The sequence below is a fragment of the Bacillus sp. TE8-1 genome (assembly GCF_008368855.1).
Lineage (GTDB): Bacteria > Bacillota > Bacilli > Bacillales > Bacillaceae_G > Bacillus_A > Bacillus_A cereus.
Genome location: NZ_QPET01000028.1, coordinates 157,303 through 178,514 on the forward strand (window position 1 = coordinate 157,303; position 21,212 = coordinate 178,514).

Genomic DNA, 21,212 nt, shown 5'->3' on the forward strand with positions numbered 1-21,212 from the left:
GAATGATGTCAGCATATAACAAGTTAGTCAGAGATCGTGTTCCAGAGAAGATTTTAATGTCTGGAAAAACATATACAGCACAAAAATTAACAGGTCAAGCCTACATACAAGCTTTAGCGAAAATTGGAACGGAAGAAATTCGTGAATTTGCTTCTATGAAAGAACGCGAACATGCACTAGATTCTCTTGCAGATGCGCTAGAGGTTATCATTTCATTAGCACGTGCAGAAGGTGCATCGATTGAAGATGTGGAACGCCTTCGTAAGCAAAAAGAGATAGAGCGCGGTGGATTTGAAAGAGGTATTTATTTATTAGATGTTTCAGAAGAATAGTTTTATAGGAAAAGCATAGCGTTACTGAGTAACGCTATGCTTTCTTGTTGCAATGAAGCTAATAATGAAGAAGATAGCTGTTAATATCCAGCCGATTGTAATAGAAGTAGTAGTATGAATGGCATAAGAGATTTGTAAACAAAATGATGATGCTAAAAACCAAATGAGTGCAATGTGTATATATTTTTTTGATATATTCATATTTCAGGACTCCTTTTGTATACTAAAAAGAATTTTACTACAATTTAGAAAATTTAGCTATATAAGTAGAGGTTTTCTGGCGAATTTTGTATACTGAATAGTAGAGAAAATGAGGAGGAAACGACAATGGCACACCATACGAAAGAAACGATGGAACTGATTAAGGAGCTTGTCTCTATTCCGAGTCCATCTGGAAATACAGCAAAAATTATTAATTTCATTGAAAACTATGTCAGTGAGTGGAACGTAGAAACGAAACGTAATAATAAGGGAGCTCTTATTTTAACGGTAAAAGGGAAGAATGATGCGCAGCACCGCTTATTAACGGCACACGTTGATACGTTAGGTGCGATGGTGAAAGAAATTAAGCCTGACGGTCGCCTGAGTCTTTCTATGATTGGTGGATTTCGCTGGAACTCTGTAGAAGGAGAATATTGCGAAATTGAAACATCAAGTGGCAAGACATATACAGGAACGATTTTAATGCATCAAACATCTGTACATGTATATAAAGATGCAGGTGAAGCAAAACGCGATGAGAAAAATATTGAAGTTCGTATTGATGAGCGCGTATTTTCAGCTGATGAAGTACGCGAATTAGGAATTGAAGTAGGAGACTTCGTTTCATTTGATCCGCGTGTTCAAATTACAGAGAGTGGATACATAAAATCCCGTCATTTAGATGACAAAGTAAGTGTTGCGATTTTATTAAAATTAATTAAAAGATTACAAGATGAAAACGTAACATTACCATATACGACGCATTTCTTAATTTCTAATAATGAAGAGATTGGATACGGTGGTAATTCTAACATTCCTGAAGAAACTGTTGAATACTTAGCAGTTGATATGGGAGCGTTAGGTGATGGACAAGCATCTGATGAATATACAGTATCTATTTGTGCAAAAGACTCTAGCGGCCCGTATCATTACGCACTGCGTAAACATTTAGTAGAGCTTGCGAAAACGAATCATATTGAATATAAAGTAGATATTTATCCATACTACGGATCTGATGCATCAGCTGCGATTCGCGCGGGATTTGATGTGAAACATGCTTTAATTGGAGCGGGTATTGATTCTTCTCACGCATTTGAACGTACACATGAAAGTTCTATTGCGCATACAGAAGCATTAGTGTATGCATATGTAATGTCTAATTTAATTGAAGAATAATTTCATAGATAATAGAGAGCTGATTAAAGATATTATTTTTAATCAGCTTTTTATTTGGCAAAGCGATTAGGAGACATGTTCTAATCGCTTTTTTATCCCGCTATTTGCCGAGTAGTAAGACCCCTACCTCAAAATTCAGCGAAAGCAAAAAAGTTAGATGGGGACCGGGCTGCCTGTAAAAGCCCGATTGGTGAGGGCTGATTAAAGTTTTTTATATACATTCATTATAAGTTATATATATGCGATTTTTGTTATACGGCCGGAAACGTATTTACTATAGATATATAATGTTATACACTATGAAAGGAATTAATTAATAGTTAATATTTTTTAGTTAGCTTGATTAAAAAAATTGTATGAATATGAAGTTTTGAGAGGAGATTTATTTTTCATGAAGTACAAAGCAATAGCCGCAGGTTTATTAGCAGCAAATTTACTAGCACATCCAATTAGTAGTTTAGCAGAAACGAAGAAATTTCCTGATGTTTCAGATAGTGCGTGGTCGAAAGACGCAATTTATTATTTAGTGGAGAGAAATGTAATTAACGGTATGCCAGATGGTAACTTTATGCCATACGGAAATTTAACACGTGCCCAGGCAGCAAAGATTATCGCAACAGCAATTGGTGCTAAAGTAGATCCAAATGCAAAGCCGTCTTATAATGATGCAAAAAATAGTTGGGCAGCTTCATTTATTGCAGCCATGGAAAAAGAGAATATTATTAAGGGACGAGAACCAGGAGTATTTGATCCAGAAGGAAAAGTAACTCGTGCTGAAATGGCAGCTATGCTTGTAAGAGCATATAATCTGAAGAGCAAAGTAACAGGACCAGTTCCTACAAAATTCGCTGATTTAGAGAATCATTGGGGTAAAGAAGAAGTTAATATTTTAGTAGAATTAAAACTTTCTTTAGGTACAGAGAATGGCTGGAAACCGAATGATTCTATTACGCGTGAACAAGCAGCTCAGCTTACTGCGCAAACAGATAAATTTAGCAAGAATAGTGATCGTCCAGTAGAAACAAAGAAAATGTACATAGATAGAAAATTCATTACATATCACGCGCCATCATTAAGTTCTGGGATTAGTGCAAATCAGCATAATCCACAAATGGTTGAAATTAAAGAAGAACGAGATGGATGGATCAAAATTGCAACAAGTAACGGTGATAAATGGACACCTTTAGTAGAGAAAACAGAAGTTATTAATGAAGGATTCACTACTTATGCAGAAGCTTCTTCTTCGTCAAAAGTAATGGGAACACATAACGCACAGCAAGTAACTGTTATTGAAGAGAGCGGCAGTTGGATTCGTATCCGCATGGGCGCTGGTTTCCAATGGGTTAATAAAAATCAATTAAATCCAGTGAAGCAAGGTAACTTCTTAGAAGGAAAAGCGATTATCATTGATCCAGGTCATGGTGGAGTTGATTCAGGTAATCCAGGTTATTATGAGAAAGAAAGTGAAACTGTATTAGATGTATCATTGCGATTACAGAAAATATTTGAGAAAAAGACACCATTTACTGTGTTATTCACTCGTACAGATGATACACGTCCAGGAACAAGTGGTCCGGATTCTTTAAAGAAACGTGTAGAATTTGCTCAAAAAAATAATGGGGATATTTTTGTAAGTATTCATGGTAATGGTACGGAAAAGAAAAATGGACAAGGTACAGAAACATTCTACTATGAATCAGCGACAGCAAGAGGAACAAATCCTAACGTATCAGAAAGTCGTTTATTAGCAGAAAAAATTCAAGAGCGTCTTGTAGATGCACTGGGGACAAAAGATCGTGGTGTGAAAAAAGGCGATTTATACGTAATTAGAGAAAATACAATGCCAGCTGTATTAGCAGAATTAGCATTTGTAGATAATAAAAGTGATGCAGATAAAATAGCTACACCAGCGCAGAGACAAAGTGCAGCGGAAGCTATTTATCAAGGTATTTTAGATTACTATGAAGAAATGGGTAACAATGTGTCTTCTTTCCGTTAATAAATAATAAGAGATTGCCATTGGCAGTCTCTTTTATTTATTAACGTTTCTCTTTATTTCCGGCATATGATATCATTTAATTTTATATACAAAAGTATTTGAGTAATTGTAATTAGAACAATTTTAAACGATAGAGGATGATAATAGATTGAATAATCATAGTAAAACACCTGCCTGTATATATACGTATGCATTTCGTGAGGAGGAGCGTGCTTTATGTTACTTGGAAATGCGCTCGTTCTTTGGAATGGAGTCCCACGTTAATATTTTAAAAAGTGATGTCAAAATTGACCCGAGTAGAAGTGCGTTTATTAAAGAGCGAATTGAAGTTATGTATGAAGGAGACGACTTAGAAAGTATCTTAAAACAAGTGGAACAAATTGATTTGGCGGGAGCGACATTTAAAGTTATCTTCGTTAAAATCAATGACCTCGTTGGAGAGAATAAAATTGAATATGGAGAAAGACGTCTTATTGAACGAGACCTTGGCATGCATATTGAAGGAGAAGCGGATGTTCGTAATCCAGAGCGTGTATTCGGGATTGTTCCTCTTGGAGGACGCTGGTACTTCGGGCACTATGTAGAAAGCGAACCAGTTTGGTATCATCACATAAAAAAACCGCATAGCTATTCGACATCACTTAGCACACGTGTTGCGAGATCAGTTGCAAATATCGCTGTACCAAATCCAGAGGGAGTACGAGCAATTGACCCGTGCTGCGGTATTGGAACAGTAGTAGTAGAAGCACTTTCTATGGGGATTAACATCGTTGGTAGAGATATAAATCCACTTGTAGTTCTTGGAACGAGAAAAAACATCGCACATTTCGGATTTGAAGGAACAGTAACAAAAGGTCCAATCGAGGAAATTACTGAGAACTATGACGTTGCCATTATCGATATGCCGTACGACCTATTTACGCACGCCACACCAGAAGATCAGCTCTCCATTCTTTCAAGTGCGCGCCGCATCGCTAAAAAGGTAGTCGTTGTCACGATGGAGACAATGGATGACATGATCCATGAAGCAGGATTTGAAATTACAGATCGCTGTATTACAAGAAAAGGATCATTTACTAGACAAATTCTTGTTTGTGAATAAGAAAGGAAGGTCACCCGTTTGGGTGACCTTTTTAGTGTAGTTTGATGTGTGATTGATTGGCAGTTTGTAGGCGGCGATAAGTTGATATTGTGATCGGAGAATCTATTACTGTTCTTTTAATTTCTCTTGTTGTGCGATTAATAAATTGCGTAATACGTGTCCGCGGTAACTTTCTAATTTTCGTCCTTCATGATAGCGTACGCCTAATTTTTTTAGTTCAGCTACGTAGCAGCCCTTTGTTCCGTAATACATGGGATCACTTCCTTTTTGCTTTTGAACAGTATATGTTGGGGGGCGAAGTAACTTTACATTGAAAATAATAAGACTGGTTGTATCAAGGGGGCCCCTATAACATAGCCTCTGGACAGTGTATAAAAAAATAGACAGTAGTGTATGTTTTTCTAAACAATGCATACAAATTTATACCCTATGCGTTGGCATGATATTTGCAATGAAAAGAGTATCAACGTATAGGGGAGAGATCGAAATGAAGGTTAGTAAAATATATACAACGATTGATGCACACGTAGCTGGGGAGCCGCTTCGAATTATTACGGGTGGTGTGCCAGAAATAAAAGGAGAAACGCAGCTGGAAAGACGCGCCTACTGTATGGAACATTTGGATTATCTTCGTGAAGTTCTGATGTATGAACCGAGAGGGCATCACGGAATGTACGGTTGTATCATTACACCGCCAGCAAGTGCTCACGCTGATTTTGGTGTGTTATTTATGCACAATGAAGGCTGGAGTACGATGTGTGGTCACGGTATTATCGCTGTTATTACAGTCGGAATTGAAACAGGCATGTTTGAAGTAAAGGGGGAAAAACAAAAGTTCATTATTGATAGCCCAGCCGGAGAAGTTATTGCGTATGCAACATATAACGGGAGTGAAGTAGAATCTGTATCATTTGAAAATGTTCCTTCATTTGTATACAAAAAAGACGTTCCTATTAAAATAGATAACTATGAATTTCAAGTAGATATTGCGTTTGGAGGAGCATTTTACGCTGTAGTAGACTGTAAAGAATTTGGTTTGAAAGTTGATTTTAAAGACTTGCCTGCTATTCAAACGTGGGGCGGTAAAATTAAACATTATATAGAGAGCAAAATGGAAGTGAAGCATCCACTTGAAGAAGGTTTAAAAGGAATATACGGCGTTATTTTTTCAGATGAACCGAAAGACAAAGGTGCTACGCTACGAAATGTAACGATTTTTGCTGATGGGCAAGTAGATCGTTCTCCTTGCGGTACAGGAACTTCCGCAAGAATCGCAACTCTTTTTGGAAAAGATGCTTTACAAAAGGGAGAAATTTTCGTCCATGAATGCATTACTGACGGGAAATTCGAGGGGGAAGTATTGTCGGTAACCGCAGTAGATCCATATGAAGCTGTCGTTCCAAAAGTAACGGGGAATGCCTTTATTACAGGATTTCATCAGTTCGTTGTAGACCCGAGAGATGATTTGAATCGAGGATTTTTGTTAGGATAAGAGGAGGGGGTGGAAAGATATGCTAGTCATAAGCGCGAACGAACAAAGAAACTTAGTAAATATGAATGAAGTTATTGAATACGCGGCGCTTGCTTTAAAAGAATTTTCCGCAGAAAGAACAATTACACCAATAAGAGGCTCATTACCATTTGCGAACGAGCAAAATACGGCATTAATTATGCCTTCAGTAGCGGAAGGACTTGAAGCACTTGGAGTAAAAATAGTAACGGTAGTCCCGCAAAATAAACAGGTAGGAAAGAAAACGATAAACGGGATTGTGATGCTATCAGACTTTCAAACGGGAGAACCGCTCGCACTTTTAGAAGGATCGTACTTAACGATGATCCGAACAGGCGCCTTATCAGGAGTAGCGACAAAATATTTAGCTCGTCATAACGCAAAAACTTTATGCATAATCGGGACAGGAGAACAGGCGAAGGGGATTGCTGAAGCTGTATTTGCGGTAAGAGCTATTGAAAAAGTCATTTTATACAATCGAACAGAAGAAAAAGCGTATGCATTTGCGCAATATATACAAGAGAAATTAGGCAAACCAGCTTACGTTTACAAGGATCCAAATGAAGCGATATGTGAAGCAGACATCATCGTCACAACTACGAATGCATCCACACCAGTCTTCTCAGAAAAACTACAAAAAGGCGTCCACATAAACGCCGTCGGCTCATTCAGACCGAGCATGCAAGAACTACCCTCACACGCCATCACAAGCGCAAACAAAGTAGTAGTCGAATCAAAAGAAGCAGCACTAGACGAAACAGGAGACCTTCAAGTTCCGATAAAAGAAGGTCTATTCAAAGCAAACGCCATTCACGCTGAACTTGGTCAAATTATAAGCAAAGAAAAAGCTGGACGCGAAAATGATGAAGAGATTACTATTTTCAAATCAGTTGGTTTGGCGGTAGTAGATATTATCGTTGCGAAGTATTTGTATGAGAAAGCGGTGGAGCAAGGGATGGGGAATAAGATTGAGTTTTGAGACTGCCTTTTGGTGGTCTTTTTTTCAATTCATCAAATGTCATGATAACCGCCTAAATGTGTTTTTTGTCTTTAATCCCATTCTACATTTTCGATCATATAAAACAATCATTTTAGAAGGGTTTTCTGTAAGCTGCTAGTTTTTTAACTCATTTTATGAGGCTACTTATTCGTGGTCTTTTTATTTTCTCCTCCGCATAAATATAGTTTATCGCAAGAATGCATTAATAGATTACAAACTTTCTACCTTTGCGAAAAAGTTTGACAATACATACCGGTAGTGGTAATTTAAAACCTATAAGAAAACTCGGTATTAATTCCGAGTTTTCTTATAGGTGTAAATAGTCGAGAGGGGTCGAAATATGAAGAAGAAGTTGTTTGTATTACCATTTGTCCTACTATTATTTATTGCATTAGCTGCTTGTTCAGGGGAAAAAGATTCGAAGCAAGCGGGCACTAGTAAATCAGGGACTCCGAAAGATGGAGGGGCGTTAACGATTGGTGTTAGCGATAATCCAGATACGATGAATCCGCTTTATGCGAATGATCGTGTGTCATTAACTGTGCAGCAAGCTTTATATGCGCCGCTATATCATATGGAAGACGGTAAGAAAAAGTTTGTTCTTGCTGAGAGCTTTACGCCTTCAGAAGATCAATTAACATGGACTTTAAAACTAAAGGATAATTTGAAATGGCATGATGGTAAGAAAATTACATCAGACGATATAGCATTTACATTCCAATCTATTTTAGATGAGAAGCAAAATAGCTCAAGTCGTGAAAACTTTATTTTTAAAGGAAAGCCGCTTGAGGTGAAAAAAGTGGATGAGCTAACGACTCAATTCGTCTTACCACAAGTAAGCGCATCTTTCGAAGGTGTGATGAATGATTTCTTCCCAATCCCGAAACATGTATTTGAAGGGGAAGCAGATTTAGCGAAGAGTAAGAAAAACTTACAGCCTGTAGGATCAGGGCCGTTTAAGTTTAAAGAGTATAAATCAGATGAGTACGTTGCATTAGATCGATTTGATGATTATGTAGGTGGGAAAGCTAAATTAGACTCTATCGTATACCGCGTTGTAAAAGACCGTAATACAGCAAATGTTTCACTGCAAAATGGTCAAATCAACATGAAAATGATTGAGCCGCAAGACTTTAAGAAACTAGATAGTACTGGGAACTTCTCAATGGTGACATTCCCTGAAGGTAGATTATTCTACTTATCTTATAACATGAATACAGATTTGATGAAGAAAAAAGAAGTGCGCCAAGCAATTGCGCATGCGTTAGATAAAAAAGAAATGATTAACTCAGCATTCGTTTCAGGTGAATTTGCAGAACCAGCAAATTCAATCTTAACGCCAGACGCTATGTATTATGCGAAAGATATTAAAGACTATAAGTATGATAAAAAAGAAGCGAAAGATTTATTAGCAAAAGCTGGCGTGAAAGATAACGAAAAAGTACGTGTGATGTATGTAACGAATAATAAAATCATGGAAAGCTTAGCGTTATATACACAACAAAAATTAAAAGAAGTTGGCTTAGAAGTTGAACTAAATGCATTAGATGCTAGTGCAGCAAGTGAAAAAGGCTTAGATAAAGAGAATAAAGAATATGACATTACATTTGGTGGTTACATAATGGGACCTGAGCCAGATTCATATAAGAGCTTATTCTTAAGTAATGCTGAATACAATTATGCACGATATAAAAACGCTGATTTCGATAAGTTATGGGAAGAAGCTGCAGTTGAAACAGATAAAACAAAACGCGCAGAGCTATACCATAAAATTCAAGAGACAGCTAGAGAAGACGTACCTTATCTACCAATCGCGTATCCGAAAGCAGTTATTGCAGTAGATAAAAAGTTTGATGGATTAAAAGAAGCGAAAGCAATTCCTGTCACAATGTTTGAAGATCTATCTAAGATTTATGAAGTGAAATAAGAAACAATAAAGAAGCTGGTGGAAATCAGCTTCTTTAGCTTGAGGGGGGAAGTTTGTGTATAAAGTAATTGCGAAGAGGCTTTTAAATGCAATTCCGCTTTTATTTGTTATTTCTATTATTTCTTTTCTATTAATAAAGCTAGCGCCGGGGGATCCCGTTCGAAACTTTGTAACGCCAAACATGAGTCCAATTGATGTGGAGCGTATTCGCAAAAGTTTAGGACTAGATCAACCAATTTACGTGCAGTATTTTTTATGGTTAAAAAACATTTTAACAGGAAATTTTGGTTACTCACTTCAAAATCATCGTCCTGTTTTGGAACTTATCACAGAAAGATTACCTGCAACAATTGGGTTAATGGGATCATCTTTACTCGTCTCATTCGTAATCGCAATACCACTTGGACTATTTACAGGTGTGAAAAAGAATTCATTCTTTGACCGCATTGTAAACTTTATTTCATACGTTGGTATTTCTATGCCGGTTTTCTGGTTTGCACTACTATTAGTCTACTTATTCTCTTTAAAATTGAACCTACTTCCGAGTATGGGTATGCGCACCGTAGGTAAAGATTCTGTCTGGGATATTGTGCAACACGGCATTTTACCTTGTATGGTGTTAGCATTCCAAAACGTATCTGTTTATATGAGATATATTCGTTCAAGTACGATTCAGCAATTAGAAGAAGAATATGTACAAATTCAATATGCGTACGGCGCTTCAAAGAAAACGGTGTTATTTAATCACGTACTTCGAAATGTATTAATACCGATCATTACAATTTTCGGATTATCGATTCCAAGTTTAGTAGGCGGAGCGTTCATTACGGAAACAGTATTCTCATGGCCGGGTCTTGGTTCACTTGGGGTAAATGCTATTTTTAGATTTGATTATCCGATTATCATGGCAATTACATTACTATCATCATTCATGTTAATTCTCGGTAACTTAATTGCTGATATTTTATATGGCGTAGTAGATCCGCGCATTCGAATGAGGGGGTGATTTGGAATGAATAATAGGAGATTTCAAACGATAAAACATAGCTTTACAAAAAATAAGTTTGTTGCAATGGGAGTTATTATACTTGCGATTTTAACGGTCGCATCAATTTTCGCATTCGTGTCGCCGTACGATCCTAGCAAAATGTCGATTCCAGATCGCTTACAAGAACCGAGTATGAGTCATCCTTTCGGAACGGATGATTACGGAAGGGATTACTTAACGAGAGCGTTATATGGCGGACGAGTTTCACTTGCGGTCGGTTTCCTTGCGATGGTTGTTTCTATTACAATCGGAACAGCAGTTGGAACAATTAGCGGATATTTTGGCGGAAAGTTAGACAACTTTTTAATGAGAGTTGTTGAAGTGCTTATGTCAATTCCATCATTCTTTTTAATGCTACTATTAAATGCGTATTTAAAACCAGGAATTACGACGCTAGTTCTTATTATCGGATTACTAACATGGATGGACACGGCCCGTATTGTAAGGGCAGAAACGTTATCTGTAAAAGAGCGTGAGTACGTTTTATACGCAAAAGTATCAGGACAAAAATCACTTATGATTATTGTAAGACATATCATTCCTAACATTTTATCAACCATTATTATCGCCGCGACATTAACGATTGCGACATCGATTTTAATGGAATCATCACTTAGCTTCTTAGGTTTAGGTATTAGGGAACCAGATTCTTCTTGGGGCAGCATGCTAAACAATGCGCAAGGATATATTGGTGAAGCTTGGTATTTAACACTCTTCCCAGGATTCCTTATCCTTTTAACGGTACTTAGTTTTAACGTAATTGGTGAAGCATTGAAGAAAGCTTTCGCACCAAAAGGAGCCGGACATGAAAACTAAAGTGTTAAGTGAAAGGAGTGAGAAGCGTGTCTGAAAAACTACTAGAAGTGAAAAATTTAAAGACTTCTTTTTTCATAGAAAGTGGCGAAGTTGAAGCGGTTCGCGGCGTTACATTTCGCTTAAATAAAGGAGAAGTAGTCGGTATCGTTGGGGAATCTGGAAGCGGGAAGAGTGTAATGGCGAAGTCTGTTATGTCTCTCGTTACGTCACCAGGAAAAGTGAAAGAAGGGGAAATCCTTTTTCATAATGAAAACATACTTTCTAAATCTGAAAAAGAATTGCGTTCTATTAGAGGAAATCAAATTTCACTTATCTCTCAAGACCCAATGTCAGCGCTAAATCCGGTCGTGAAAATTGGAAAACAAATGACGGAAGTAATTATAAGGCATCAAAAAGTGAAAAAGAAAGAAGCAGAGCAGATCGCGATCAACTTGTTAAAACAAGTTGGCCTTTCGTCACCAGAAGAAAGGGTAAAACAATATCCGCATGAACTAAGCGGTGGTATGAAGCAGCGGGTTATGATCGCAATGGCGATGTCTTGTAATCCGGACCTTCTTATTGCTGACGAACCGACGACGGCACTTGATGTAACGATACAGGCGCAAATACTAGATTTAATGAAAAACTTAAAGAACGAAACAAATATGGCGTTACTTCTTATTACGCATGACTTAGGAATCGTCGCGCAAAACTGTACGCGCGTTATCGTTATGTACGGCGGGCTTATTATGGAAGAAGGACCTGTACTTGATATTTTCCAATCGCCGAATCATCCATATACGAAAGGGTTATTAAACTCTCTGCCAAAAATAGCGAACGGCGTAAAAGAAAGACTTGCTCCCATCCAAGGTGTAACGCCAAACTTATTAAACCCGCCACAAGGTTGCCCATTCGCAGAGCGTTGCCCGCATGCGATGGACATTTGTGAAAAAGAACGTCCGCCATATTTTGAAATCGGAAACGAAAGACGTTCCATGTGCTGGTTAAACGATAAGACAGTAGGTGATTCACATGCATGAAGAAAACTTAATTGAAGTTCGGAACTTAAAAAAGTATTTTCCTATTAAAAAAGGACTATTTGGCAGGAAAACAGAGCAATTAAAAGCAGTCGATGACCTTAGCTTCACCATTAAAAAAGGTGAAACATTCGGATTAGTAGGAGAATCAGGTTGCGGAAAATCAACGACAGGAAGAAGCATCATTCGTTTACACGATGTCACTTCAGGTAACGTTTTATTCGACGGAAAAGATATCGCAAGTTTAAAGGAAAGTGAACTAAAAGAATATAGAAAACGAATGCAAATTATTTTCCAAGATCCATACGCATCATTAAACCCGGCAATGAACGTATTTCAAATTATTAGCGAACCGATGAACATTCACGGTTCCTACGAAAAAGAAGAGCAAAAAGAAATCATTTTAGACCTTCTGAAAAAGGTAGGCTTAAAAGAAGAACATTTATATCGCTACCCGCACGAATTTAGCGGGGGCCAGCGCCAGCGCATTAGCATCGCGCGCGCACTATCTGTAAAACCAGATTTTATCCTATGTGACGAACCAATCTCAGCACTTGATGTCTCAGTCCAAGCACAAGTCGTAAACATGCTGCAAGACATCCAAGAAGAAACAGGCGTCACATATTTATTCATCGCACATGACCTATCCATGGTAAGACACATATCAGACCGAATCGGAGTCATGTACTTAGGAAACATAGTAGAAATTGCCGATAGTGAAGACCTATACGCAAAACCGGCACATCCATACACACAAGCACTACTCTCATCCATGCCAGAACCAGATCCAACAAACACTGGTAAAGAACGGATTATCCTAGAGGGAGAAGTACCAAGCCCGCTCAACTCACCATCCGGCTGCAAATTCAGAACGCGCTGCAAATTCGCCACTGAAAAATGCGCACAGGAAGTACCGAAGATGGTTGAGATTGCGAAGGGGCATGAAGTGGCTTGTCATTTGTTTTAGGGGGAGAGCACTAGGGGGGACCTGGTGCTTTTTTGTTTTGTGTTGGGGTGTGGGATTGGTTGTTAGTTTAGGAGATAACGCGCTCGAAATTTGTCGGTAAATCGATATGTTGTGTCGAAACGTTGATATATTCGGAGTTACGATCGATATAATTGAATAATCGTTGATATATTTTTGTAAAGAGTGGGATTAGTTGTAGATTAATGTAGAAATTTAATGTTTTCGGAAAAAAGAATTGACTTCTATATTAGTTGTAACTAAAATAGTTACATAAAGATGTAATCAATTTAGTTACAACTAATATCTGCTAAAAATATGATTTATATATTTAATTAAGGATGGTGGTCCATACGTTGCCACCCGGTGTAGAAAGTTACTAACACATTCAAATCGATGCATATTCTAAGCTTTAGTATTTTCTGTTACGGGGCAATAAGGTGCAACGTTATCTTTTGTTAAAAACCTTGGTGGATCTTTCTTTGGAAATATTAGTTTTGGGGAAATATAGTAAGGTATCTAAAAAAGAACAAGGTATAAAAAGATGTACTTATATAAACCAAAAATTTAGTTGAGCTGGATAATAAAAAAAAGGTAGGAGATTTAAATGGAGACGAAACAAGATAATCTTATTTACGTATGGGATGCATATTGTGGATGGTGCTATGGTTTTTCAGAAAGTATTAAAGGATTTTACAAAAACCACACTGAAGTGCCATTAACGGTTTTATGTGGAGGGTTATTTTTGGATAATTTACCAATGAAACACTTCTCATATATAGAAGAAGGAAATAAAAGAATTAATCAACTTACAGGTGCTGAATTTGGTCCTTCCTATCAAAAATTGGTGGAGGAAGGGACTTTTAAAATGAATTCGAAAGATGCTGCAATTGGTTTTTCAGCTTTACGCTCATTAGCGCCAGACCGTTTATTAGAATTCACTTCGGCTATGCAAAAAGCGTTTTATTATGAGGGCCAAAGTCTGAGTGATCCTGAAACATATCGTAAAATTGCAATCGAGCATGGTTTGGACCCTGAACAAGTATTAGAACGTTTAAACGCTCAAGAAACAATAATAGATGTCCAAAATGATTTTAATAAAGTTCGACAGCTTGGTGTTAATAGCTATCCTTCATTACTTTTACAAAAGGATAATCAAATTATTCCTATTGGTGGTGGCGTAATGACGCCGGATAAAATTGAAGCACGTTTTAAAAATTTATATTAAGAAAATTTAGGATATAGTAGCAAACATGTTATCTTAGGCCACCTGACATTCATCTCCGGAATATTCGCCAGTACTATTACACTTTCAGATAAATGGGAGTGGGAGATTTTATCCCGCTTTAACGGGCAGTAAGACCCCCACCTCAAAATTCAGTGGAAGCAAAGAAGTTAGGTGGGGGATCAACTGTCCGTAAAAGTCCGATTGGTTCAACTAATAATCAGTGGGGGATGAACAAAACCCCCACTGATTAAAGTTTCACTTTATCGGAACAAGATAAAAATATGATAATTAGTTAATAACTTTAACAAAAGGAGAATAACATACTATGTTTAAAACAATCGATACAAATCAAAAAGATGTGAAATTAACGGTGTTTAGTTCGGACGAAAAAAGCTTTATGGTCACAGCAACATTAGTTGAGAAAGCAGGACATGCATTTTTAATAAACTCAAAATTTACTCAATCTGATTCGAAAGAAATTGTTGAGTATTTGAAAAAAAATGACTTATCTTTAGATAAAATCTTTATTATTCATGGGGATCCAGACTACTACTTTGGATTAGAGAGCATTAAAGCCGTTTACCCAGAAGCTATAGCGTATGCAACAGAGTCTACTGTTGAACATATCGTTCATTCTGTCTTAGGGAAATTAAAAGTTTGGAAAGACGCCCTTGGAGAAAATGCACCAAGTAACGTGGTATTACCTCAAGTGTTTAAAGAAAAAGCGATTGATTTTCAGGGGTTAACATTTGAACTAGTAGGCTTAGATCATTACAGAACTAGCCTATTTAATAAAGAACTAAAAGTATTAATTGGTGGTATTGATGTTTTTAACGAAATACATGTATTCTTAGCGGATACTAGCTCAAAAGCGGCTATGGAGGCGTGGATTGAGAACTTGAAAGTATTACAAGCATTACATGCTGACATAATTGTACCTAGCCATGGATCAATCGAAAAATCCCTAAATAATCAAGCACTTACTGCGACAATGGATTATCTAAGAACTGCGGTTCAAGCTTCTGAGGAAAGTGGAACTTCAAAAGATTTTGTGGCAAAACTTGAAGCAGCATATCCAGGCTATGCAAATAAAGGTGTATTAGAATTAAGTGCAAAAGTTGTAACAAAAGAAATGCCTTGGGGTTAATGATATGAATAAATATCAAAAACTATTACATGAAACGTATGTGTTAACTGGCGAAGGGAAATTGGATGCGTTCAAAACGTATTTAAGTGAAAATGTATCTTGGACAGAAGCTGCTGGGTTTCCATATGCAGGTACTTATATAGGTCCAGATGAAGTAGTGAAAAACGTACATGAACGTCTTGGCACAGAATGGGATGACTATAGCGCTAAAGATGAAATCTATGCTTTTAATAACAATACTGTTATCGTGTATGGAAAATATAATGGGACATATAAAGCTACAGGGAAATCGTTCATAGCAGATTTTTGTCACCTTTATAAGTTTGATGAGAACGATAAGGTTAAGAAGTTTATTCAAATTGTGGACAGTGCAACTGTTAATGAGGTATTAAGTTAGAATGAATCGTTTCTAATATGCGTTGTATAGGGGGAGGTTAGGATAAATGAAATTCCTAACATTACCCCTGACATTACATTTTGGGGAAGGTTTCTCCTTCTTCAAGCTTTTTATAGAAGAGAACTTATTTAAGTAGAAGAGGTAGGTATATATGAAATTAGAGAAAAGTTTAATAGTAATAATTATTTCTGTGTTTATTTTAGGAATTGTATCGACTTTGATATTTCAAGCTTCCACCGGTAATAACAAAGGTAACTCAATAAAGAGCGAAAATGTTGCTTCTGTATCAAAAGAAGTGAAAGAAAATGAAAAGAATAAAAAGATGGTAGTTGATTTCTATAATGAAGTTTTTAACAAACATAATATCGATATTATCCCTAAATATGTTAGCGAAGATTATAAGCAACATAATCCTTTTGTTGCTGATGGACGAAAAGCCTTCATGGATTTCTTTAAGGAGGATTTTGTTAAAAATCCTAATTCCTCTGCAGAGATTAAACGTGTAGTAGCTGAAGGGGATACAGTTGCTCTTCATGTACATTCTCGTACTAATTCTCAAGATAAGGGAGTTGCTATAGTGGATATATTTCGTATCAAGGATGGAAAGATTGTCGAACACTGGGATGTAATTCAAGAGATTCCAAGTGAAGCAGCTAATGATAATACGATGTTTTAGATAGAAGATATATTTAATAATTGTTTAATTGAGAGTGCTTTGTAGAATTTAGATAAGTAAAGGAGATGTCCTAGTACTATGCCTGGGACATCTCCTTTTTGTTTTAACGATATTTAATTTATTGTTATTTGTATTTTTTATGTACTACTATTCAAGTACATATCATTTCAGGCGGTTTTCTTTTATCCCGCATTAACGGGCAGTAAGATCCCCACCTCAAAATTCAGCGAAAGCAAAGAAATTAGGTGGGGGCGGGCTGCCCGTAAAAGCCCAATTGGTGAGGGCAAAGTTTCACTTTATGCTTCTATATTTTCCCTCTTCTACACCAGCAAAAGCAAATCAGATAAAAATGTAGGGCTTAAGTAACTAAAATAAAGAAAAAGCCATACAAGTAGTATGACTTTCTTTGCGGAACAATTAAGCTTGTGGTGCAGGCGGTCTTCCATTGAAGTTAGAACGTTTTGGAATTCCTTAAATTAAGAACAGAGTGGGATTAATCCTAGCCCAATTACTAGCGCTGTTTTCTACATACCTTACTTTTTTACGAACAGATTCCAACTGATTTAATAATTCATCACTATTAAATCGTTATAAGCTTCTTTTATACAATATTTCATACACAATATCAGCTTCTCGATTTTTTGCAATAGGACCCATTTTAATGACTTTAATAAGGATACGTATAGTAACGAAGAGACGATTCTATAAATACATAAGAATCGTCCTTTCGTTTTGCAAATGATGCATTAATATCAGTCTCATACTATTTTAATGGTATGGGTAAAAATAGTTTCTTTTTAACCTACGCTAAATTGTTATAATTTTTTTTGCTCTAGAGGCCAATTCCATATCATGTGTAACAAATATTATCGTTTTTCCATCTTCATTAAGGTCTTTTAATATGTTAAACACTAAATCTCGATTATTGTTATCTAAATTACCAGTTGGCTCATCAGCTAAAATGTAGTCGCATTTTTTAATAAGTATTCTTGCTAAAGCGATTCTTTGTTGTTCTCCACCACTAAGCTCAAAAATTTTTTTCTTCTCATAATTAGGCAAATTCACTTTTTGTAAAGCTTCTTTTATTATTTTTCTTTTATCGATATTTTTTTGATATTCTAGGGCTATTAATAAATTTTTCTCTACCGTTTCGTTTTCCATTAAAGCGTAATTTTGAAATAGATAAGCTAATTTTTCACGTTGCAATAGTAAGGTTTGCTTTTTGTTTGGATTCATTTGTTCTTCTATAATTATATCTCCAGAGTCGCTTTGTTCTAATAAACCAATAATATTTAATAACGTCGTTTTTCCTTTTCCACTTTCCCCAACGATTGCGATGAAGTCTGTATCTTCAATCTTCAATGAGAAGTCTTTTAATACAACTTTATTACCAAATTTCTTATTTATATTCACTAATTCAATCATTACTAATGTTCTCCTTTTATGATAGCATTGAATGTTTGATTGCTTAATTTCTTATCAAAGAAATAGCTTATTAAAATTTCTAAGATTAGGATCAAAATACCTATAGAAATCACATAAGTATCAATAACATATATAGATACAGATATAATAGGTATAATATTTACTAATAACAATAAAGTAATCATAATTTTATTGCGCTTTATAGCGCTAAATCCAAATAACTGTTTAATATACAAATTGAACTTGTTTTTTTCATAGTAACTAGAAATAGTGTTATAAGTTATTAGAAAATTCGAGACGATTAATATGATCATTGCGATCAATAAATTTTCTTTTTCTGTTTTTAGGTTTTGAATTTCAAACGCTAAACGATCATATACTGAGGTGATATTTTGTATAGTTGATTGAGCCTCATTTTTAGTAATGGTAGCCCTTATACTATCGTATGGTTGCTCACTATTAGTTTTAAAATAAAATTCAGATGCAACATATGACAAATAAAAGGATTGATTGAAGATACCTGTATCAATAATTGCAATAGGATCTCTAATGAGATTTTTATCTTCCGCTTTTATAGTTGAATCATAAGTAAAATAATCTTGATTATTTTTTACATATATAATATTTATATTTAACTCTTGTTCTTTAGTGTTATTTTTCTCTCTTCCTAGTTCCTCATTATAAATGTTATCAACTTCAACTTTTTGGAAATAAAAATGTTTTCTATAATTCTTATATATCTCCTTCTCATATTCCTTTAATTTTTCAGGCACTAATATATTCATAGTATTCGAATCATGAATAATTTGCTCTTTGATTGTTTTTTTTACTGATTTAATAGGATTATAAGATAAATAGTTTGAATTTATAGTAACACTATTTCCGGAAGGTTCTAACTTCGGATCCCCATTTTCATTATTTAAATCATAGATATACTTTCCATCTATTTTGTCATAATTTGACGTACTAATTAGAAAGCCACCATGTTGTTTTTCCATATCCAAGTAAAGGTCTTTCATTTTTTTGCTAATTTTTTCTTCCGCACCTAAATCGTCGCCCTTAGCGAAAGTAACTTGAGTTTTATAAATATGTTTAGTTTTTGACCAATTAGATAAATTATCTATCTTTTGATTGAGTTCATTCGATAGGATTTTCCAATGATACGTGGACAATAACATTACGACTATAAATAGAAATTTTAAAGTGAAATTTAATGTGCTAACTAATATATATGGCTTGTTACCTTTTATTTTTGAAACATTTATATTTCTAGTAAAGGCTACTATCGTAATTATTGTGATAGGTATAATTAAAATAAAACTCAATGTAATTGCTATAATCCAAAAAATACATGATAATTCAAAATAAAAATCTGTACTATCTGTAAATATACAATACATAATAAATAATACATAAATCATAAGACTTGATAGTATCATGATTTTCCCTAAATTAAAGATAAAGAAGCTAACTATTTTTTTTCTTGTATAGCCCAATGTTTGCATGATAGCTATATCTTTCAATCTACGAATGATATAGTGAATAATCGCAACAAAGATGCATAATACAATCAAAAATATACAAAATATTTGAAACCCATTGCTCTCAAGTAAATATATAAAATCGGCTTTATTTTCGCCAAAAATTTCTGTTTTAGCTACATTTTCATTTAGTTCTTTTAACATGGCATTTATTTTTTCTTTATCTTGAGTCGAGATATAGTACATACCACTTCCATCAAAATTTTCATCTGCACTTAAAGGTTGGATAGTTATTTTAGTTTTCGAATCTATTCTTTTTATAATACCAATTTGATCTGTGCTCTCAATTTCAGAAGTACTTATAAATTTGTTTGAATTTACTTCTGGAAACTTCCCTGATTTTAACTTGATATGGTTATTTAAACTAGTATCAGTTGTGAAAATATGTAAATCATTTTCTCCCGGGTATATGTATTTTGAAATATTCACATTATATTTCTTTGCTAAACTTTGTAAAAATTCAATGTAATTCTTAGTGTAACTTTTCTCTTCTTCAAAATTTAAAGTAATACTAGTTGTATTTTTATAGAATAATTGTTGTGTTTTATATTCTTTAAAAATATTTAAAGATAAAAATGCAGTTAATGCCAGCGTTGCTGCCATTAAAATAAAAATGATTTTTTTCATGCAAACACCTCTTAGAAAAATCTAATATCACTAATTATCTATATTCAAAAACCTCTTAGAAAAATCTAATATCACTAATTATCTATATTCAAAAACAAGAGAAGTTTTTAAACTTCTCTTGTTTTTGAATATTATTTATTATCGTAATTCGCTTTATTTGTACCACTAGATGTCCATGTAGCTTTTGCTTTGCTAAATACATCTTTCTTCTGCCATTTTCCATCATTGTAGACGCCTTTTCCATTTGTAACTGTTGCTCTACCTTGTTTTGTATAATGTTTATATTCGGAAATAACGTTTCCATCTCTTTTTCCTCTAATCCAATACCCACCGTCTGCTTTACCAGACGTTACACCTGCGTATAACTGAGGTTTATTGCCAGAATTGTTTTCATCTGCTACAAATCCTTCAGTTATTGTGCTATCCGCTGTCACAATTTCGGACTTTCCAACTGTTTTTTCTGCGGCAAATACATTCATTGAAGCTGGAACTACTAAAACACCTGCAGCAATTGCACCGATAATAGCTTTTTTCATACTAATTCCCCATTTCTATCATTTTATATTTTGTTAAGATTTTACACTAATGGAAAATCTTACAATTTAAATTTACCATATCCTTATTTTTTTGTAAATAAAAAGTAAATTTTCAGTTTATAATAATTGTTTTTAATTCATTGTTCATATATTCATCTTTATTATTTTTGCGGGATCAAGAAAGGGTATTTTAAGATTTAAATGTTAGTTGAAATAATAACGCCTTTCAAATAAGTTAAGAGGTTTTATTATTATTTTATGAGAGAACAACAGCGAAAAAAGCAGTGAAATAGACGTTTCTAGTAACAAATATTACTATGGAAAATTTAATTATTATTGGTAATATTGGGATATACTTATATGTTAACATAATATAGGATTGTATTGTTATTAAAAATTAAAATATTCAAAATTAAAAAAGATCAACTCTATTAAAGAGTTGATCTTTGTAGTGGAAGTATTTTTTAATTGGACAAATTACCCTATGAAAAGAAAACAGTTCTGGTGCAAAAATAAAATACAATAACTTAACATGGCACAATAA

General features: G+C 34.9%; 20 protein-coding genes. 15 read left to right on the forward strand and 5 right to left on the reverse strand.

Going from position 1 to position 21,212, the window contains the following annotated elements:
* The first annotated feature begins 5 nt into the window (after positions 1–5).
* Complete coding sequence (locus DN404_RS24530) at positions 6–332, forward strand: nucleoside triphosphate pyrophosphohydrolase (protein WP_001277350.1); 327 nt, start codon at positions 6–8, stop codon at positions 330–332.
* A gap of 21 nt (positions 333–353) precedes the next feature.
* Here DN404_RS24530 and DN404_RS24535 read toward each other — a convergent pair whose 3' ends face one another.
* Positions 354–533, reverse strand: a complete 180-nt coding sequence (locus DN404_RS24535; protein ID WP_149215554.1) for a hypothetical protein — start codon at positions 531–533, stop codon at positions 354–356.
* 126 nt (positions 534–659) lie between these two features.
* Here DN404_RS24535 and DN404_RS24540 point away from each other — a divergent pair, with 126 nt between their 5' ends.
* The 3 genes from DN404_RS24540 (at position 660) to DN404_RS24550 (ending at position 4,810) form a co-directional block, all read left to right on the forward strand.
* Positions 660–1,709, forward strand: coding sequence for a M42 family metallopeptidase (locus DN404_RS24540; protein WP_000930085.1), 1,050 nt, complete (start codon positions 660–662; stop codon positions 1,707–1,709).
* 391 nt (positions 1,710–2,100) lie between these two features.
* The gene (locus DN404_RS24545) at positions 2,101–3,708 is read left to right on the forward strand and encodes an N-acetylmuramoyl-L-alanine amidase (RefSeq protein WP_059304101.1); all 1,608 of its coding nucleotides are present in this window, start codon (positions 2,101–2,103) and stop codon (positions 3,706–3,708) included.
* Between the two features lie 148 nt (positions 3,709–3,856).
* Positions 3,857–4,810 (forward strand): TRM11 family SAM-dependent methyltransferase, encoded by a 954-nt coding sequence (locus DN404_RS24550; RefSeq protein WP_001059308.1) that lies wholly within the window; start codon positions 3,857–3,859, stop codon positions 4,808–4,810.
* 105 nt (positions 4,811–4,915) lie between these two features.
* Here DN404_RS24550 and DN404_RS24555 read toward each other — a convergent pair whose 3' ends face one another.
* Complete coding sequence (locus DN404_RS24555) at positions 4,916–5,191, reverse strand: YflJ family protein (protein ID WP_149215585.1); 276 nt, start codon at positions 5,189–5,191, stop codon at positions 4,916–4,918.
* 106 nt (positions 5,192–5,297) lie between these two features.
* Here DN404_RS24555 and DN404_RS24560 point away from each other — a divergent pair, with 106 nt between their 5' ends.
* The 11 genes from DN404_RS24560 (at position 5,298) to DN404_RS24610 (ending at position 16,539) form a co-directional block, all read left to right on the forward strand.
* Positions 5,298–6,302: a proline racemase family protein gene (locus tag DN404_RS24560; RefSeq protein WP_098272313.1), complete on the forward strand. Its 1,005-nt coding sequence runs from the start codon at positions 5,298–5,300 to the stop codon at positions 6,300–6,302.
* A 19-nt stretch (positions 6,303–6,321) separates the two neighbouring features.
* Positions 6,322–7,299 (forward strand): ornithine cyclodeaminase family protein, encoded by a 978-nt coding sequence (locus tag DN404_RS24565; RefSeq protein ID WP_025709967.1) that lies wholly within the window; start codon positions 6,322–6,324, stop codon positions 7,297–7,299.
* A 361-nt stretch (positions 7,300–7,660) separates the two neighbouring features.
* Positions 7,661–9,247, forward strand: coding sequence for an ABC transporter substrate-binding protein (locus DN404_RS24570; protein ID WP_016121974.1), 1,587 nt, complete (start codon positions 7,661–7,663; stop codon positions 9,245–9,247).
* Between the two features lie 55 nt (positions 9,248–9,302).
* On the forward strand, positions 9,303–10,253 hold the full coding sequence (locus tag DN404_RS24575; protein ID WP_000278778.1) for an ABC transporter permease: 951 nt from the start codon (positions 9,303–9,305) through the stop codon (positions 10,251–10,253).
* 6 nt (positions 10,254–10,259) lie between these two features.
* Positions 10,260–11,111, forward strand: coding sequence for an ABC transporter permease (locus DN404_RS24580; RefSeq protein WP_001065278.1), 852 nt, complete (start codon positions 10,260–10,262; stop codon positions 11,109–11,111).
* Positions 11,112–11,137: 26 nt separating this feature from the next.
* Positions 11,138–12,130, forward strand: a complete 993-nt coding sequence (locus DN404_RS24585) for an ABC transporter ATP-binding protein (protein ID WP_016121976.1) — start codon at positions 11,138–11,140, stop codon at positions 12,128–12,130.
* Positions 12,123–13,094, forward strand: coding sequence for an ABC transporter ATP-binding protein (locus DN404_RS24590; protein WP_006919776.1), 972 nt, complete (start codon positions 12,123–12,125; stop codon positions 13,092–13,094). Before DN404_RS24585 ends, DN404_RS24590 begins: the two co-directional genes overlap by 8 nt.
* Positions 13,095–13,698: 604 nt before the next feature.
* Entirely contained in the window at positions 13,699–14,319 is a 621-nt protein-coding gene (locus DN404_RS24595; RefSeq protein ID WP_000448615.1) for a DsbA family protein, read from the forward strand.
* A gap of 325 nt (positions 14,320–14,644) precedes the next feature.
* Positions 14,645–15,466: an MBL fold metallo-hydrolase gene (locus tag DN404_RS24600; RefSeq protein WP_088349307.1), complete on the forward strand. Its 822-nt coding sequence runs from the start codon at positions 14,645–14,647 to the stop codon at positions 15,464–15,466.
* A gap of 4 nt (positions 15,467–15,470) precedes the next feature.
* Positions 15,471–15,863 (forward strand): nuclear transport factor 2 family protein, encoded by a 393-nt coding sequence (locus DN404_RS24605; RefSeq protein ID WP_149215555.1) that lies wholly within the window; start codon positions 15,471–15,473, stop codon positions 15,861–15,863.
* A gap of 151 nt (positions 15,864–16,014) precedes the next feature.
* On the forward strand, positions 16,015–16,539 hold the full coding sequence (locus tag DN404_RS24610; protein WP_000764219.1) for a nuclear transport factor 2 family protein: 525 nt from the start codon (positions 16,015–16,017) through the stop codon (positions 16,537–16,539).
* 807 nt (positions 16,540–17,346) lie between these two features.
* Here the strand turns inward: DN404_RS24610 and DN404_RS24615 are convergent.
* The 3 genes from DN404_RS24615 to DN404_RS24625 form a co-directional block, all read right to left on the reverse strand.
* Positions 17,347–17,964, reverse strand: coding sequence for a putative bacteriocin export ABC transporter (locus tag DN404_RS24615; protein WP_000571715.1), 618 nt, complete (start codon positions 17,962–17,964; stop codon positions 17,347–17,349).
* Between the two features lie 2 nt (positions 17,965–17,966).
* Positions 17,967–20,132 carry a DUF1430 domain-containing protein gene (locus DN404_RS24620; protein ID WP_044307484.1) on the reverse strand — a complete coding sequence of 722 codons (2,166 nt, stop codon included), beginning with the start codon at positions 20,130–20,132 and terminating at the stop codon, positions 17,967–17,969.
* 131 nt (positions 20,133–20,263) lie between these two features.
* Complete coding sequence (locus tag DN404_RS24625) at positions 20,264–20,668, reverse strand: lactococcin 972 family bacteriocin (RefSeq protein WP_000709112.1); 405 nt, start codon at positions 20,666–20,668, stop codon at positions 20,264–20,266.
* Positions 20,669–21,212: the final 544 nt, after the last annotated feature.